This is a genomic window from Variovorax paradoxus, assembly GCF_000834655.1.
In the GTDB taxonomy this organism is placed as follows: domain Bacteria; phylum Pseudomonadota; class Gammaproteobacteria; order Burkholderiales; family Burkholderiaceae_C; genus Variovorax; species Variovorax paradoxus_F.
Map to the genome: position 1 here is coordinate 1 of NZ_JXQQ01000065.1, position 15,978 is coordinate 15,978.

The 15,978-nt window shown below is 67.1% G+C and carries 9 protein-coding genes; 3 read left to right on the top strand and 6 right to left on the bottom strand.

Annotation, left to right across the window (positions count from 1 at the left end; all coding sequences use genetic code 11):
- Positions 1–189 precede the first annotated feature (189 nt).
- From cpaB to RT97_RS33515, 3 genes are read right to left on the bottom strand one after another with little or no spacing between them, the layout of a single operon-like run.
- The gene (gene cpaB / locus RT97_RS23210) at positions 190–1,032 is read right to left on the bottom strand and encodes a Flp pilus assembly protein CpaB (protein ID WP_042581197.1); all 843 of its coding nucleotides are present in this window, start codon (positions 1,030–1,032) and stop codon (positions 190–192) included.
- A gap of 48 nt (positions 1,033–1,080) precedes the next feature.
- Positions 1,081–1,665 (bottom strand): A24 family peptidase, encoded by a 585-nt coding sequence (locus tag RT97_RS23215; protein WP_042581198.1) that lies wholly within the window; start codon positions 1,663–1,665, stop codon positions 1,081–1,083.
- A gap of 16 nt (positions 1,666–1,681) precedes the next feature.
- Positions 1,682–1,828, bottom strand: coding sequence for a hypothetical protein (locus RT97_RS33515; protein ID WP_172672240.1), 147 nt, complete (start codon positions 1,826–1,828; stop codon positions 1,682–1,684).
- Positions 1,829–2,479: 651 nt separating this feature from the next.
- Between RT97_RS33515 and RT97_RS23220 the strand changes: the two genes are divergently transcribed.
- From RT97_RS23220 to RT97_RS23230, 3 genes are all read left to right on the top strand, one after another.
- Positions 2,480–3,283, top strand: a complete 804-nt coding sequence (locus RT97_RS23220) for a LuxR C-terminal-related transcriptional regulator (protein WP_052810732.1) — start codon at positions 2,480–2,482, stop codon at positions 3,281–3,283.
- 428 nt (positions 3,284–3,711) lie between these two features.
- Complete coding sequence (locus RT97_RS23225; RefSeq protein WP_042581199.1) at positions 3,712–4,389, top strand: response regulator transcription factor; 678 nt, start codon at positions 3,712–3,714, stop codon at positions 4,387–4,389.
- Complete coding sequence (locus RT97_RS23230; RefSeq protein ID WP_080898398.1) at positions 4,382–5,836, top strand: ATP-binding protein; 1,455 nt, start codon at positions 4,382–4,384, stop codon at positions 5,834–5,836. The genes RT97_RS23225 and RT97_RS23230 overlap by 8 nt, the downstream gene beginning before the upstream one ends.
- Here RT97_RS23230 and RT97_RS23235 read toward each other — a convergent pair.
- The 3 genes from RT97_RS23235 to RT97_RS34045 form a co-directional block, all read right to left on the bottom strand.
- Complete coding sequence (locus RT97_RS23235; protein WP_052810733.1) at positions 5,799–7,148, bottom strand: HlyD family type I secretion periplasmic adaptor subunit; 1,350 nt, start codon at positions 7,146–7,148, stop codon at positions 5,799–5,801. The genes RT97_RS23230 and RT97_RS23235 overlap by 38 nt on opposite strands.
- A 37-nt stretch (positions 7,149–7,185) precedes the next feature.
- On the bottom strand, positions 7,186–8,868 hold the full coding sequence (locus RT97_RS23240; RefSeq protein ID WP_042581201.1) for a type I secretion system permease/ATPase: 1,683 nt from the start codon (positions 8,866–8,868) through the stop codon (positions 7,186–7,188).
- 67 nt (positions 8,869–8,935) lie between these two features.
- A complete protein-coding gene (locus RT97_RS34045; protein ID WP_052810734.1) occupies positions 8,936–15,880 on the bottom strand; it encodes a peroxidase family protein in 6,945 nt (2,314 codons plus the stop codon).
- Positions 15,881–15,978 lie beyond the last annotated feature (98 nt).

Here is a 15,978-nt window from a genome sequence, read left to right on the forward strand (position 1 = left end):
GGTGCCCGCGGCCGTGGGGGCCGCGGCTGCCGCAGCGGGCGCCGCGGACGAGGCCGGCGCGATGGCCACGACGTCGGCGGCCAGGGCGGGACCCGCCGCCGCGGCGCAGATCGCCAGCAGCCGGGCCATGGTGCAAGAGAGATGTCGCACTTGGTGTTCCTCCTTGTGTGTGTGTTCGGGCAGGCCGGGTCAGAAGCAGGTGAGCGAGCGGGCCGCGTGCTGGATCACCTCGACGCATTCGGAGGCGCGCTGCACGGCGGGGCCCGTGCGCGGCGCACGGGGGCGGGCCGGCACGGGTGCCGCGGCGGCGGCGACCTGCACGATTTCCTTCTCGCCGAACAGCTGGCCCTTGGTGATGCCGCCGGTGGCCACAGTCGTCTTGTCCATCTGGTTGCGAAGCACCAGCGAGAGCGTTCCCACGCTGCGCGCAAGGTCGAGCTTCTCGGAGTCCTCCAGCGACAGCTCCAGCGTCACGGCGCTCACGACCTTGGGCTTGGTGTCGTCGCGGTTGGCCTCCTGGGCCACGGCGAGCACGAGCACCTTCTCGAGCACCGTCTTGCTGATCTGCGAGGCCTCTTCGCCGCGGCCCTTGTCCTGCTGGGCGTTGACCATCACGTCCACGTAGTTGCCCGGCAGCGCGAAGCCCGCGACACCGACCACGTCGTTCACGCGCACCGTCATGGCCCGCTTGCCGCTCGAGATCACCGCGGACAGCCCGCCCTGCGTGCCGACCGGCGCGAGCTTGCCTTCGATCAGCGGCTCGCCGCGCACCACGCCGACCTTCACCACGCGGTCGTCCAGCGCCTTGATCTCGCCGAACGAGCCGGCGGGAACCGAGCCGCTGGGCCAGTCGACGGTGGAAAGCATCTGCGCGTTGACGCGGCTTCCCAGTTCGATGTCCACCGCGGCCACCACCACCTTGTTGGAGGCGATCCCGCCTTGCTGGGAGACCCAGCCCGCCGCGTACACCGCGGCGGCCAGGCCGGTCATGAGGGCCAGCAGCAACAGCCCGAGCGCCTTGATGTTCTTCATGGGAACCTCCGCCGTGAACGAGGAATGACGAGTGAATGAATAAAAGGGCTAGACGTAGCCCAGCTGGTGCGCGAGCACTTGCGCCGTCGTGCCTGCGCCGATGCAGATGCCGTACGGCAGCTTTCCCACCGAGCGGCTCACCCGCAGGCTCTCGTTGGGACGAACGCCCGCGATCGTCGACATGACCATGCCCTGGGCTGCGGCCCTGACGTTGTCCAGCATCGGTCCGAGACGGCGGCGGTGGATGGCGAATGCGAGTGCCGCGACGCCGCCCGCGATGAAGGTGAAGAGCACGGCCATGAGCGTCTGCTGCGGGCCGAGGAAGGCGCCGGCCATGGCCATCAGCTTGACGTCGCCCGCGCCCATGATTCCGATCGCATAGAAGATCAGCATCGCGGCGAATCCGACGATGAGCCCGCCGAACGCGTTCATTGCACCTGCGACCGGCGTGCGTGCCGCGAGCGTCCCGTAGACCACGGCGAACAGCGCGCCGCCGAACGTCAGCCAGTTGGGAATGCGGTAGGAGCGCCAGTCGCTGACCGAAGCCACGACGAGCAGCGCGAGCAGCACCGGCATGCGCAGGTCCGAAGCCAGCAGGGCCAGGAGGTCGAGGACGGCGCCGAATTCCTGCATGGTCTTCTCCCCGGGCTCAGGCGTTGCGCCGGATGGCGAGCAACAGGAGCAGGCACACCACCATCACCAGCGCACTGATCAGCGCGAACTCCATGAACGACATGCCGGCGTCTTCGCGCAGCAGGCCCATGAAGGTTCTCGGCAGCAGTTGAAGCGGTTCCATGCGGTTCCCCGGTTGTCTCGCGACGGGCCGCAACAGCTGCTCTGACCGGGATGGGCAGAGGCTTTCGGCCTGGGGATGACTTTAGGAATTGGCGTTTCTTCGCACATGAGCGAAGCGCACTTTTATCGGGGAGTCATGCGTCCTGTGCGTTTGGGCCTTGGAGCGTGACAAAGCGCCTACCCAAAACGGTGCAGCGCCAATGCTGGCGCTTGGAATTCAATGTTCAGCAAGCATTTTTGAATTTTGAATTCGCCAAGTCAAATTCAGCGGCGGCCGGATGAATAAATGGAATCCATGCATTCATTCATCAAGCGATCGCCAGCTGCACGACCTTCATAAGTCCTTGTTTTTATTCAATATTTTCGTCAAATACTTGGGGCATGGCCGAACGCCAAACCAAAAGACCCGGCGAACGTAGCGTCGGGTCTTGAAAAGCACGGGAATTTGATGCGCAAAAATATCGAACGCGACCGAAAAGGTAGTCCTGAGGTAGTTCGGTTCGGAAATATGTATATCCGCGTGTAAGCGCAGGCAAAACAGCTGCACGAGCGAATCGTCGAATTCATAGCATGGCGCAAATTCGAGTCGCATCGAATCGAATTTCAATTGCTGCTTCCATTCCCGGAAATCTCCCCTCGACCGGACAAAAAAATGCTCGATACCGCGCTCGTTCCCGCCGGCCCTTCGGCCTCCCTTGGCATGCCGCAATACCTCGGGGATGCCGTGCCCCGCATCGGTCCTCCTGCAACGAGGCCATGGCCGCACTTCCTTGCCGGCCAGGCGTTGTCCCCGGTGCGCGTGCTGCTCGTCGACGACGACGAGTTCACGCGCCGCATGATCGAGCGGGAGTTCCTGGCGGATGTGCGCATCCGCCTCGAAGGCCAGGCCGACAGCATCCGCGAGGGCCGCAAGCTGCTGGCCGCGCACGAGTTCGACGTGCTGATGGTCGACCTGCGGCTGGGCGACGGCCTGTGCTTCGAGCTCATCGAGGAGGCGCGGCGCCACCATTGCAACGGCGAGATCATCGTGATCTCCGCGCTCGAGGACGATGCCCACGTGCTGCGCGCCTTCGAGTTGGGCGCGACGGGCTACCTGCTGAAGAACGACTGGCTGCAGAGCTTTCCCGAGGCGGTGCTGCATGTGGTGAACGGCGGCGCGGCCATCACGCCGCGGCTCGCGCGGCGCCTGCTGCACCTCATGAACCAGCATCCGCGGGAGCACCTGGGCGGCGACACGCAGCCATCGGCGCCGCCGTCGCGTGATACGACGCTGACGCAGCGCGAGAGCCAGATCCTGCGCTTCGTGGCATCGGGCCACGTCTCGATCGAGATCGGCGCGAAGCTCGGCATCACCGGCCAGACCGTGAACGTGCACATCAAGAGCATCTACAAGAAGCTGCATGTGCATTCGCGCGCCCAGGCGGTGAACCTTGCCGTTCACACCGGCCTGATCTGAGCGGCACGAACAAAAGCGAGGGAGCCCCTCGCTGCGCCGCGCTAGTGCTTTAAGCCTATGGCGACAACCCACAAAAGCTGGATTGCCATTTGAATTGACTTTCCCTACATTAATACGCCCGTTGTACATCCACAGCAACAATGTTGCGGATGGCGACCGGAGAACGAGCTGGCTACGACCCGACCGAAACCATCGGTTCAACAGTGCGCCGAGGAGACAAGATGAAGACTTCGAAAGTCGTTTCCCGTTCATCGTTCGGCGGGCTCTCTCCTGCCGGTGCGCTGCGCCTCGACGGTGCGGCCCGGTCTTCGTGCGACATCCGGCGCTGCCAGGCACCCGGCGATCTCCCGGGCCCGCTCTTCATCCCACCCGAAACATCTTGTGTGCGCTCCGCAGCGCCGGTTGGACCACGTTGACAGGGTTCTGCCATGCGGCTGCTCCTGGTCGAAGACAACGAACTGCTCGGAAGCGCCGTGCACAAGAGCCTCATGCGCGCGGGCTATGCGGTCGACTGGAGCCGGGGCGGCAAGGAAGTTCTCTCTTCGCTCGCGGCCTGCAACTATGACTGCGTGCTGCTGGATCTCGGCTTGCCGGACGTCACCGGCGATTCGCTGCTCAAGAGCATCCGCACCCGGGGGATTCCCGTCTCGGTGATCGTGATCACGGCGCGCTGCGGCATCCAGGACCGCGTGCGCCTGCTCGACATGGGCGCCGACGACTACATGGTCAAGCCGGTGGACCTGGAAGAACTCGCCTCGCGCGTGAGGGCCGTGCTGCGCCGCGTCAACGGCAAGGCGCCCGCCTCGATCGAACCGGAGCATGGCCCGCTCAAGCTCTACCCGTCGCACCGCACGGCCACCTGGCATGGCGACATCGTCGCCCTCACCAACAAGGAATTCTGGCTTCTCGAGATTCTGGTCCGCCGCAAGACCCAGGTCCTTTCGCGCAGCCAGCTCGAGGAGGCGCTCTACACCTTCGATGTCGAGGTGGAGAGCAATGCGGTCGAGGTCCACATCCACTATCTGCGGCGCAAGTTCTCGCCGGACCTCATCCTGACGGTGCGCGGCGTCGGCTATCAGCTCGGGCCGGAAAAGCTCAATGCATAGCCTCGCGTCATCGTGGTCGTTGCGCCATCGCGTTGCTGCCATCGCGCTTTTCGTGTGCACCGCGACGCTGCTGGCCGGCGGCCTCGCCATGCATCGGGCCGACATCATCTCGGACCGCAACGTGCTGGACGCGCGGCTCGTCACGCTCGCGCGCACGGTGCTTGCCTTCGCGGAACACGAGATCGAGGAAGAGGGATTCATCGAAGGGCTGAGCGACGTCGTCAAGCAGACCGAAAGCTCGCTGGACGCGCGCTATCACTACCGGATCTGGTCCGTCGAAGGGCGGCTGCTGCACCAGAGCCACAAGGGCAGGCAGGCCGATCCGGTGCAGCCGATCGCACAGCGCGGCTTCGGCGAAACGGTCGTCGATGGCGAGGAAGTGCGAACCTACACCCATGTGGCCGCGAAGACGGGCATGGTGATCCAGATCGCCGAGCGCCAGAGCGACCGCGAAGCGGCGGCCGGCATCACGACCGGCTACTTCCTCTCGTTCCTGGCGATTCCGCTCTTGCTGATCTTCGTGAGCACCTGGTGGTTCGTGAACCAGGCGCTTCGCTCCGTCGAGGGCTACGCCTCGCAGCTTCGCGAACGCCATGCGCTCGACCTGTCGGAGCTGAAGGTCGCGAATCCGCCGATCGAACTCAAGCCGATGGTCGATTCGATCAACGGGGTGTTCGCCCGCTTCCGTTCGGTGCTGTCGAGCGAGCGTGAATTCACGGCCATCGCCGCGCACGAGATGCGAACGCCGCTCGCCGGGCTTCGCGCGCACGCCCAGTTGGCCACCGCCGTCGCCGCATCGCCGCAGGAGCTGTCGTCTTCGCTGCGCGGCCTGATGTCGGGCATCGACGAGGCCAGCTACCTCCTGGACCAGCTCCTGGATCTCGCCCGCGTCGACAGCCTGGCGGTGGTGGGGCATGTCGCGGTCGACGTGAACCTGCAGAAGGTCTTCCAGGACGTGATGTCCGAGCTCGGTCCGGTGGCGGCGCACAGCCAGGTGACCGTGGCCACGCGTCTGGAAGTGTCCCGGTTGCCGGCGGTGGAACTGGGCCTGCACATGCTGATGCACAACCTGCTGGACAACGCCATCCGCTTCACGCCCGCCGGCGGCCGCATCGAGATCGGCAGCCTCCCGGTTCGCGAGGGCGTCCTGCTGACCTTCGACGACTCCGGCCCCGGCATCCCCGCGAGCCAGCATGCCGCAGCGTTCCAGCGCTTCAACCGCCTGGGCCGCGTCGATCCGCACGGCGTCGGCCTGGGCCTGTCGATCGTGAAGGCGGTGGCGCTCGCGCACCATGCTGAGGTGCGGCTGCAGAAATCGCCATTGGGCGGCCTGCGCGTGGAGATCACGTTTCCGGTCCCGTGCGACACCGCAGCCGAAACCGACGAAAGGCCGGCGAAGAGCCAGGGGCTCACATTTGTCGTGCAGCCCGGCGCAACGTGGAAGTGATCGGCTCCAGCAGGTACTGAAGCGCTGTCTGGAAGCCGCCTTCGATGTACACCTCGGCCGGCATGCCGGCCTGCATTTTCAGGTCGCCCACGGCCTCGACCGATTCGGCGTCGGCCAGGATGGAGACCGCGTAATACGGCATCTGCGTCGTCTTGTCGGTGAACCGGTCGCCCGAGACGTAAGTCACCTTGCCCTTCACCATCGTGGCATTGCGGTACTTGAAGGCCGTGAACTTGATCCGGGCGCTCTGCCCTATCAGCACGTTGTTGACTTCTTCCGGACGGATCTGCGCCTCGATCATCAGCGCGGTGTTGCTCGGCACGATCTCCGCGATCGCCTCGCCCGGCCGCACCACCGCGCCCGGCGAGGTGAACTTCAGGTCGATGATCTCGCCTGCCGCCGGCGCCAGCACGACCTGGCGCGTGGTGGCGTCGTCCGACTTGCGCAGCTCCTGCTCGATCTCGCTCACGCGGGTGACCGCGCTCTTGAGCTGGTCGCTCGCCGAGCGGAGGTATTCGTTGACGATCGAGTTGCTCTTGATGTCGGCATCGACCAGCCGCCCGTGGCCGCGCGCAAGCTCCGAGCGGCGCTCTTCCAGCTTCGCGGTGTAGTCGGCCACCGAGGCTTCCATCTGGTTGATGCGGGCGTTCGAGACGAAGCCCTCCTGCACCAGGTCGCGATTGGCCTGGAGGTCGCGGTGCTGCAGCGCCAGCGATTCCTGCGCCTTGACGCCCTGCGCCTCCAGCGAACCGATCTCCTGCTGCACCTTCTGGCGCAGCATGCGCATGAGCGCCAGTTCGCTTTGCAGCGAATGCCGGCGCGCCGAGAACAGGGCCGTCTCCTTGGCCATCGCATCCTGCAGGCGCGCGTCCCTGAGGGCCTCGGCCTGGAGGGCCTCGGAAAACACCAGCTTCTCGGCGCGGCGCTGCTCGGCTTCCAGGCGCTCCAGGGCGGTGCGCTCCACCGCGAGGCGGTAGGTCAGGCGATTGCGGTCGGCGTCCATGCCCACGTCTGCAAAAACCACCAGCGGCTGGCCTTCCTTGACCTGCTGCCCGTCGCGAACCAGGACCTGCCGCACGATGCCCCCTTCCAGGTGCTGCACCGGCCGGCGGTTCAGATCGACCTTGACGTGCGCCGGCGCCACCACGGCCATGGCCAGCGGCGCGAGCCCGACCCACATGGCCACCGGAACGACGATGGCGAACACGGTCCCCAGGCCCAGCCGCACCAGGCCTTTGATCTGCTGCTTGGTGGATTTGCGCTTCGGCTTCGTGCTCCCGAGCGGAAGTGCCTGTGCGTGTGCGTGCGTCATGGCGTGTTGCCCTCCTGTCTTGCTGCGGTCCGTAGCCTCACGCGGCGCGCTCGGTGAGCGCGGCCTGCGCCTGCTTCTGCATCGACTTCATCACCTCGCCGGCCGGACCGAACTGCTTCACCTGCCCCGCCTCGAGGATGAGGATCTTGTCCACGTGCGCAACCAGCGAGGGGCGATGCGTCACCACGATCGAGGTCACCCCCTCGGCGCGCAGGCCGCTGAGCGCGCGAGCGAGCGCGATCTCGCCTTCGGCATCCAGGCTCGCATTCGGCTCGTCGAGGATCAGGAGGCGCACGTCGCCGTACATGGCGCGGGCCAGCGCGATCCGCTGGCGCTGGCCGGGCGAAAGGCGCGCGCCGTTGTCGCCGATCTGCGTGTCGTAGCCCATCGGCAGCTGCGTGATCATGTCGTGGGCATTGGCACGCTTGGCGGCTGCAATCACCGCCTCGCCGTCCGGTTCGCCCAGCCGGCAGATGTTGTCGGCCACCGTGCCGTCGAACAGCTCCACGTCCTGCGGCACGTAGCCGATCCAGGGGCCGAGCTCGCGCCGCGACCAGGTCGAGAGCTCGGTGCCGTCCAGCCGGATCGTTCCCATGGTCGGTTGCCAGATGCCCGTCATGAGGCGCGCGAGCGTCGACTTGCCCGCTGCGCTCGGTCCGATGATGGCGAGCGCCTCGCCGGCCACGAGGTTCAGCGAAACGCCCGACAGCGCGAGCTTCTCCGAGCCGGGCGGCCGGAACGAGATGCCATGCAGCCGCACATGGCCGACCGGCCTGGGCAGCGACATGCGTGGCACGTCCTTGCCGAAGTGTTCGCACAGGTCCCGCAAGCGGCGGTAGGCCGAGCGCGCTTCGTTCAGCACGCGCCAGCTGCCCACGATCTGCTCGACCGGCTGCAATGCGCGGCCGAGCAGCACGGTGGTAGCGATCATCACGCCGGCCGAAGCCGCCTGCGTGAGCACCAGGTAGGCGCCGATCGACATCATCATCACCTGCACGCCCTGGCGCAGGAAGCGCGAGGCCGCGCTGAACGACACGCTCGCATGGCTGGTGCTGGCCTGCAGCGCGAGGGCCTCGTCCTGCTGCTTGCGCCAGCGGCCCAAGAGGCGCTCGGTCATGCCCATGGCCTGCAACACCTCGGCGTTGCGCAGCGACCCTTCCACGTAGCGGGAGGCCTGGCGCGTTTCGCGCTGCACCGCGTCCAGCGACTTCTGGTTCACGCGGTCGTTGAGCCAGGCCAGCCCGATCATCACGGCGGCAGCGCACGCGGCACCCAGGCCCAGCGCCGGATGAAAGAAGGCGATGACGGCCACGTAGACGACGATCCACGGCGCGTCCATCAGTGCCGTCAATCCGTTGGCCGAGAACAGGCCCCGAAGCGTGGCGATGTCGCGCATCGCATCGGGCCGGACATTCAGCGGGGAGCGCGCAGCGGCCGTCACCACCGCGTGCACCACCGGCGGCGAGAGCCGCTCGTCGACGATGTGCCCCGTGAGGTGCTGCAGGCGCAGCCGTACGTAGTCGAGCACGAAAAGAATGAGCAGCGCCGTGCCGACGCCGCCCAGCAGCACCCACAGCGTCTCGCGGCTGTTGGTCGGGATCACGCGATCGAACACCTGCAGCATGAACAAGGCGGGCACCAGGTACAGCAGGTTGATGACGAACGAGAAGAGCGCCATGCTGAAAAGCAGCGGCTTCAGCTCGGCCCAGATCGGCTTCATGATGGGTCTCCTCCGGTATGCGGCGCAGGGCGCTTGCACGCCCCGCGCCGTCCGTTGCCTTGGTCGGTCAGACGAAGTCGAAGTTGGCCGCCACCACCGCTGCGTTGGCACTGAAGGTGCCGATCAGCGTGAGCTCCGCCGCCGACGTTTCCCCGCCGCCCGCCTGCACCCACTGCCAGAGCGAGAAGCTGTTGCCGTTGGTGTCGTTGATCACCAGCAGCGCGTCTTCGCCGTTGGCCGCGGTGATGGCGAATTCGCTGTTGAATGCCGCCGCCACCGCCGCCGCGTTGCCCAGGTTCGCCGTGGTCACCCCCTCCCCGCCCGCGCCGGTCAGCAGCAGCGCCTCGATGTCGCCGTTGCCCTGCCCCACCGTGACATTCACCGTGCCGCCCGCACCGTTGCCCGTGCCGAAGAGGAAGTTGTCGTTGTTGTTTCCGTCGTCCCAGGCCGTGTTGAGCGCGCCGCCGAACTCGATGCGGTCGTCGCCCGCCGCGGTCGGGCCGTTGGCGTCGAAGTTGCTCACCACGTCGCCGAACTCGTTGGTCGCGCTGAACCTGAAGATGTCCTGCACGTTGTCGTTCGCAGCGCCGGAGTTGAGGGTGTCCGCGCCGATGCCGCCGATCAGGATGTCGCCTCCGGCGCCGCCGTTGATGGTGTCGTTGCCCGCACCGCCGATGAGCGTGTTGGCGCCGGCATTGCCCGTGAGCGTGTCGTTGCCCGCGCCGCCCGTGGCGTTCAGGATGCTCGCGATCGAGGTGAAGCCCGAGGCCGTGCCCGCCAGCAGGTTCACGTTGACGGCCGTCGCGGAATCGCCGTACGACAGCGTGTCCGCATTGCCGCCCAGGTTCGCGACGATCGACTCGACGCCGGTCACCGTTCCGCCTTCGAACCCGGTGATGGCGCCGTTGTAGACCACGTCCAGCACATCGTTGTTCGCCGCGCCCGTGATGTTGAGCGTGTCGTTGCCGCCGCCGCCGACGATGGTGTCGGCACCGCCGCCGATCGTGTAGTTGAAGGTGTCCGCACCGAGCCCGCCGTTCAGCACGTTCGCGCCCGCGCTGCCGGTGATGGTGTCGTTGCCGCTGCCGCCAGTGAAGTTCTCCACCCCCACCAGCACGTCGGAATTGGCCGCGTTGTTGCCCGAGCCCGCGACGACGACCGGTGCCGCGCCGCCCAGGTTCACCGTCAACCCCGCCGCGTAGGCCGAGTAGTTGGCCGTGTCCAGGTCGGCGCCGCCGTCCAGCGTGTCGCGCACGTTGTCGACCGTGGCCGAGAGCGTGTCGTTGCCCGCGCCGCCGCTCAGCAGGTTGACGACGCCGGTCCCCGCAGTGCCGCTCGCCGTGAGCGAGTCGCCGAACGCGCTGCCCACCAGGTTCTCGATGCTGGAGAGCGTGTCGCTGCCGGCCCCGCCGGTCGCCTGCGCCCCGGCAAGCGCCAGGGACACCGTCACCGCCGCTGCCGCGGTGGCGTAGTTCGCGGTGTCGCTGCCGCCGCCGCCGGTCAGCACGTTGTTGCCCGCGTTGCCGGTCAGCACGTTGGCCCCGGCGTTGCCGGTGCCGTTGATGTTCGCGGTGCCCAGCAGCGTGAGGTTCTCGACGTCCGCGTCGGTGATGGTGTAGGTGATGGTCGACTGCACCGTGTCCGTGCCGCCGCCCGCGCCCTCGGCCACGGTGTCCGTCGCGCTGTCCACGAGGAAGGTGTCGTCGCCTGCGCCGCCGGCCATCGCGTCGTTGCCGGTGCCGCCGTCCAGCGTGTCGTTGCCGTCGCCGCCGTTGAGCGTGTCGTTGCCGATGCCGCCCAGCAGCGTGTCGTTGTCGTCACCGCCATTCAGCGCGTCGTTGCCTTCCCCGCCATCCAGCGCGTCGGCACCCAGCCCGCCGTTGAGCGTGTCGTTGCCACCCAGTCCGGCGAGCGTGTCGGCCAGGTCGCCGCCGCTGATGACGTTGTTGAGCGCGTTGCCCGTGCCCACGAACGGGTCCGCGTCGATGCCGGTGTAGGTGAGGTTCTCCACGTTGGCGATGAGCTCCAGCGAGAACGCGGCCAGCTCGGTCTGCACCTCGTCGGTCCCGGCGGCCGCCGCTTCGACGACCACGTCGGCCACGTCGTCGACGATGTACGTGTCGTTCCCCGCCAGGCCGACCATGGTGTCGGCGTCCAGGCCGCCGTCGAGCACGTCGTTGTCGCCGGCACCCGAGCCGCCCACCAGCAGGTCGTCGCCCGCGCCGCCGTTGAGCGTGTTGTCGCCGGTGCCGCCGAAGATCAGGTCGTTGCCGCTGCCCCCGGTGATCAGGTCGTCGGTGCCGTTCTCTCCGGCGATGAAGTTGTTCGCCGTCGATGCCGTGAGGTCGATGGTGCGCGAGCCGCCGGTGGGGTCCAGGCGGCTGATCAGGTAGTCGTCCACGCCGAGCAGGTAGCCGCCGTAGGTGCCGTCGTTGAAGTTGATGCGCTCCACGCCGGTCTGCGCGTTGCCCCCGGTGAAGTGGCCGTTGACGGTCACCGTCTGCCCGTTGAAGTTGACCACCAGGCTGCCGTTGGCCGTGGCGGTGTTGTTGTCGGAGGCATTCAGCCCGACGAGCGCCGTGCCCGCCGCCTGGATCACCATGCGATCGGCCGTACCGCCGCTGGTCGCGTTGACGGGTTCGTTGATCGTGTCGTTGCCATCCGCGAGGCCGAACACATAGGTGTCGTTGCCCAGGCCGCCGTTGAGCGTGTCGGTGCCGGTGCCGCCCACCAGCACGTCGTCCCCGCCCAGCCCGTTCAGCGTGTCGTTGCCCGCAAGACCCAGCAGCAGGTCGTTGCCCGCGGTGCCGTTGAGCGTGTCGTTGCCGGCGGTGCCCGTCACGATGGCCAGCGTGGCATCGGTGAATTGCAGCCGCTCGATGTTGCTCAGCGTGTCGGTGCCCTCGATCGGATCGGCGCTCACGTCGGTCACCGTGAGCCGCCCGTTGGCGTCGGTGCCGAATGCGTAGTTAGCGATCGGCCCCAGGTACGCCACGGTGTCGATGTCGCCCGCCGTCTCGTCGGTCCTGATGGTGCGCACGATGGCCAGCTGCACGGGGTTGATCTGCCCCGCGAACATGCTGTTCACCAGCGTCTTCATGCTGTTGTGCAGCGCGATCGGCGTGCCGGTGTGCTCGGTGTCGCCGGCCGCGAAGACGCCGATCTGCACGTCGAGCCACTTGTCGCCGTCGATGATGTCGTCGCCACCGCGGCCCATGATGAGGTCGCCGCCGTCGCCGCCCAGGATGATGTCGCCCGCCGAGTAGCTCACGACACCGGCGCCCAGCACGGCCTGCAGGCCGTTGATGCGCGCGATGCCCGCCGCATCGAGCGCGCTGCCCGCGTAGCCCTCGGTGCCGCCCTGCGCGAACGGCAGCCGCTCTTCGGCCAGCGTGTCGGCGCCGGTCAGCACGTCGGCGAACCGCGTGCCCGAGAGGCCCTCGACCGACTCGTAGCCGTCCAGCGTTCCGTTCTGCGGCGGTGTCGGGTTCTCGTCGAACACGATGGCGCGCGTGAGGTCGGCATCGACGCCGGCGGCGTTGTCCTTGTAGGTCACCCAGTCCCAGCCCGACATGCCGGCCAGCTTGCCGCGGCCGGGGCTGCCGACCATGATGTCGTCGCCGCCCTCGGCGATGAACTCGTCGAAGCCGCCGTCGCCCAGGAACACGTCGTGGCCCACGATGCCGTCGCGCGCGAAGATCTCGTCGAAGCTGTCGCCGGGCGCGCCGTCGAAGGTGCCGGTCTCGATCCAGTCGTCGCCCTCGTTGCCCAGAATGCGCTCGGCATTCTTGCTGCCCAGGATGAAGTCGTTGCCCTCGCCGGCGAACACTTCGGAGCCCGCGTCGGTGCCCAGCACGATGAAGTCCTGCCCCTTGCCGCCCATGATGAGGTCCAGCCCCGGGCCGCCGTGCACCACGTCGTTGCCGTCGCCGGCCTTGATGTTGTCGTCGCCGCCCAGGTCGCGCACGATGTCGTCGCCCGCCCCGGCATTGATGATGTCGTTGCCGGCGCCGCCTTCCAGGTTGTCGTTGCCGCCGTCGCCGTGGATCGTGTCGTCGCCCTCGCTGGCGATGATGATGTCGTTGCCCTCGGTGCCGCCCAGCACCACGTGCTCGTCGCCCGTGTAGCGCAGGTAGTTGCTGTCGGGCCCGACCGTCCCCGGGTTGTTGCGCACCACCAGCGGCGTCAGGATGCCGCCGCCCACGGGGTCGGTGCTCTCCAGCGTGCCGTTGCCGTCCAGGTCGTTGAACTGGCGGGTGATGTCCACCTCCAGCGCCAGCCCCGGCGTGGAGAACACGTCCGACGGCAGGTGCGTCGCGTTCGTGTTGGTCATGATCATTTCGGCGAACGAGTTGTTCTCCATCTCGCCGAACAGGTGCAGGCCGTCCAGGCGCTGCAGGTAGTAGAAGCGGTCGCCGTTCTGCAGGCTTTCCATCTGCTGCTCGAACACGAAATTGAAGGTCGAGCCGAGCATGCCGCCGAACGGAAGAATCTTCTCCGCGAGGCCGCCGATCCACAGGTCCACGTTGTCCAGGCCGGTGGTGGTGACCCCGTTCGCACCGCTCGCCCAGGCGCCGCTGCCGTTGAGGAAGTCGACCGCATCGTCGGGCACCAGCAGTGCGCCGACCGACGCGCCGGTGATGATGGTCAGCGCCGCGTCGCGCTTGCCCTCGATCGTCGTCTGGCTGGTGATCAGCGAATGCGTGCCGTAGGCCGCGATGAAGTTGATGATCGATGCCTCGTGCTTGAGGTTGCCGGCAAAGTCGACCCAGCTGTCGTAGGGCCGCAGTTCGGCGGCGTTGTTGGTCGCCTCGAAGAACTCTCGCCGCGCCGCGTTGAGAGACGGCACGCCCGTGTCGCGCCCCCGCGCCAGGTTGATGGTCGCCAGGTCCAGCGGCAGGCCCAGCAGGTTGTTGCGCAGCGCACCGGTCACGAATTCGTCGATCTCGTTGCCGACCTGCCGCGTCATCCCGCGGATGATCGCGCCGGCGGCGATGTCATCGGTGATGGCATGCCCGGAATCGAACGCGACCGGGTTGAGAAAGCCCTGGATGAGCCCGATGTCGTCCGCATTGAAGTTAGGGTCGAACCGGTCGATCGACTCGGTGAGCATCGAGTGGCCGAAGCGATACACGACGTGCGCGAACTCGGCAACGATCGACGGATCGATCGTGACGTCGAAGCCGTCGGGCACCACGAACGGATTGATCTGCGGCTGGATCTTGCGCGCGAACTCCTCGAACACCAGATGCTGGTACTGCATCTCGGTGGTGAACTTGGCCGACTGGAAGAGGCGCTCGCCGTCCCACACGAGCGTGCTCAGGTCCGCGGGCAGCGCCGCCACGTCTTCGACCAGCCACTCGTTCAGGAAGGCGAGGTCTCCGCCGGCCGCGGTGGAAAGAATGACTTCCTTGTTGTGCTCGACCATGCGGTTGTGCTCCGCATGGAACACGTGGTGCACGGCGGTGAGGCCGATGTTCTCGTTCACGCGGCCGTCGCCGGCGATGAAGTGGGCGTCGAGCAGTTCGTTGTCGTACTCGGTGTCGCCGTTGCCCGGGTTGCCCAGGCCGATGGTGATGTCGCCGTCGGCGATCTTGCCGATCGGAACCGCCTCGTGCGCGATGTCCGCAAGGAACGCGTGGCCGGTGCGCAGCGCAAGCGCCGTCGTCGGATTGACCGGGCTGCCCGGCGTACCGGAGACCACGATATCGTCTGCCGTGTTCGGAATGCCGTCGACGCCGATGCCCACGATGACCTGCGCCATGCCGGTCACCGCATCGGGAATGAAGTTGCCGTATTGATCGGTCCTGAGCAGCGGCACGCTGCCCACGTCGAAGTCGGTGAGCTCGATGCCCAGCATCAGGGCCTGGGCCTTGACCTCGCCCCACGTCGCCATGCCGCCGTTGCCGCCCTCGATCAGCTTGCCCGTCGCCACGGGCTGGCCGTCGCCGTTGACCGTGTACTGGCGCAGGAACACCTGGTGCGAGGAATGCGAGGTGTAGGTCTGGTTCTGGTCGACGAAGGACGTGGTGGTGTTCACCGGCCGCACGTCGTCCGCCGTGCCCATGATGCCGTCCGTGCCGGCCGACACCGAGGCGCGGGTCAGCACCATGAAGTTGGTGGGGCTGCCTTCGATGTACAGCGGATCGTCCGGCTGCAGCGGAATGAACACCGTGCCGCTGCCGCCCTTGTTGACCAGGTCCAGGCCGTGATCGAAGAACTGGCCGAAGAGAGTGAACCACGAGTTGAACGACGCCGACAGGCCCACGTCCGGCGAGATGTTGGGCAGGCTGACGTTGTCGCCGTCCATCGCGATGCCGAAGGGCTCGATGGCGGCGTCGCGCACCACGCGCGCTTCCTCCAGGGCCGTGACGGTCAACGCATGCGCGGCATCGGCGGCGGCGGCCGCATCCAGGGCCGCCTGCTCGGCGGGCGTGGGCGGCGTGTTGGGATCGCCGTCGCCGAGTTCCTCGGCATCCGCACGCGCGTTCTGCGCCACGACCCGGGCCTGGTACTCGGCATCGGACGCGGGCTTGAAGGCCTGGTAGATGACCGTGATGGCGGCCAGGTCGGCCATGGGGTTGGCCGCGCCCGCGCGGTCCAGCGCGGTCAGGATGGCAGCCGGATTGCCCAGGGTCTGGTCGACCAGCAGGTTGGAGATGGTGCGCAGGCTGGAATCGAAGACGAGCGAGTTCGGGTTGTTGCTCGGGTTGTAGTTCGGCGCCGTCGGCATGGCAGGCGCGGGGCCGGGGCCGTCGGGGTCGAACATCGTGCCGTCGGCGGGCCGGTACACCGGGTCCATCAGCGAGGGGAACGGCTGGTCCGCGGCGCCCCACGTTTCATGAAGCAGGTTGTTGTAGGTGCCATCCACCGTTCGCAGACCCCAGCTCACATTGTACGCCGGGACCAGCCCGCCCGGCCCGAACAACGGTTGACCGGCTGCGTGCGCCTCCGAGATCTTGATCTGCGCGAGGATGAACTCAAGGTCTGCTTGATTGACAGTGACGGACATGACATGGCTCCTCAGGTGCTTGTGGTGGGGTGTTTCGGAACGCTACTTCCGTCATCACAGTCTTTAGCTCTACCCTTAAGAACTCCTTAAGCTATAGG

Excerpts from the sequence above, each read along its gene's own strand:
- RT97_RS23220 (WP_052810732.1), top strand. The coding sequence starts at position 2,480 with ATGCTCGATACCGCGCTCGTTCCCGCCGGCCCTTCGGCCTCCCTTGGC.
- RT97_RS23225 (WP_042581199.1), top strand. The coding sequence starts at position 3,712 with ATGCGGCTGCTCCTGGTCGAAGACAACGAACTGCTCGGAAGCGCCGTG.
- RT97_RS23240 (WP_042581201.1), bottom strand. The coding sequence starts at position 8,868 with ATGAAGCCGATCTGGGCCGAGCTGAAGCCGCTGCTTTTCAGCATGGCG.
- RT97_RS23235 (WP_052810733.1), bottom strand. The coding sequence starts at position 7,148 with ATGACGCACGCACACGCACAGGCACTTCCGCTCGGGAGCACGAAGCCG.
- RT97_RS23215 (WP_042581198.1), bottom strand. The coding sequence starts at position 1,665 with ATGCAGGAATTCGGCGCCGTCCTCGACCTCCTGGCCCTGCTGGCTTCG.
- RT97_RS34045 (WP_052810734.1), bottom strand. The coding sequence starts at position 15,880 with ATGTCCGTCACTGTCAATCAAGCAGACCTTGAGTTCATCCTCGCGCAG.
- RT97_RS33515 (WP_172672240.1), bottom strand. The coding sequence starts at position 1,828 with ATGGAACCGCTTCAACTGCTGCCGAGAACCTTCATGGGCCTGCTGCGC.
- cpaB (WP_042581197.1), bottom strand. The coding sequence starts at position 1,032 with ATGAAGAACATCAAGGCGCTCGGGCTGTTGCTGCTGGCCCTCATGACC.
- RT97_RS23230 (WP_080898398.1), top strand. The coding sequence starts at position 4,382 with ATGCATAGCCTCGCGTCATCGTGGTCGTTGCGCCATCGCGTTGCTGCC.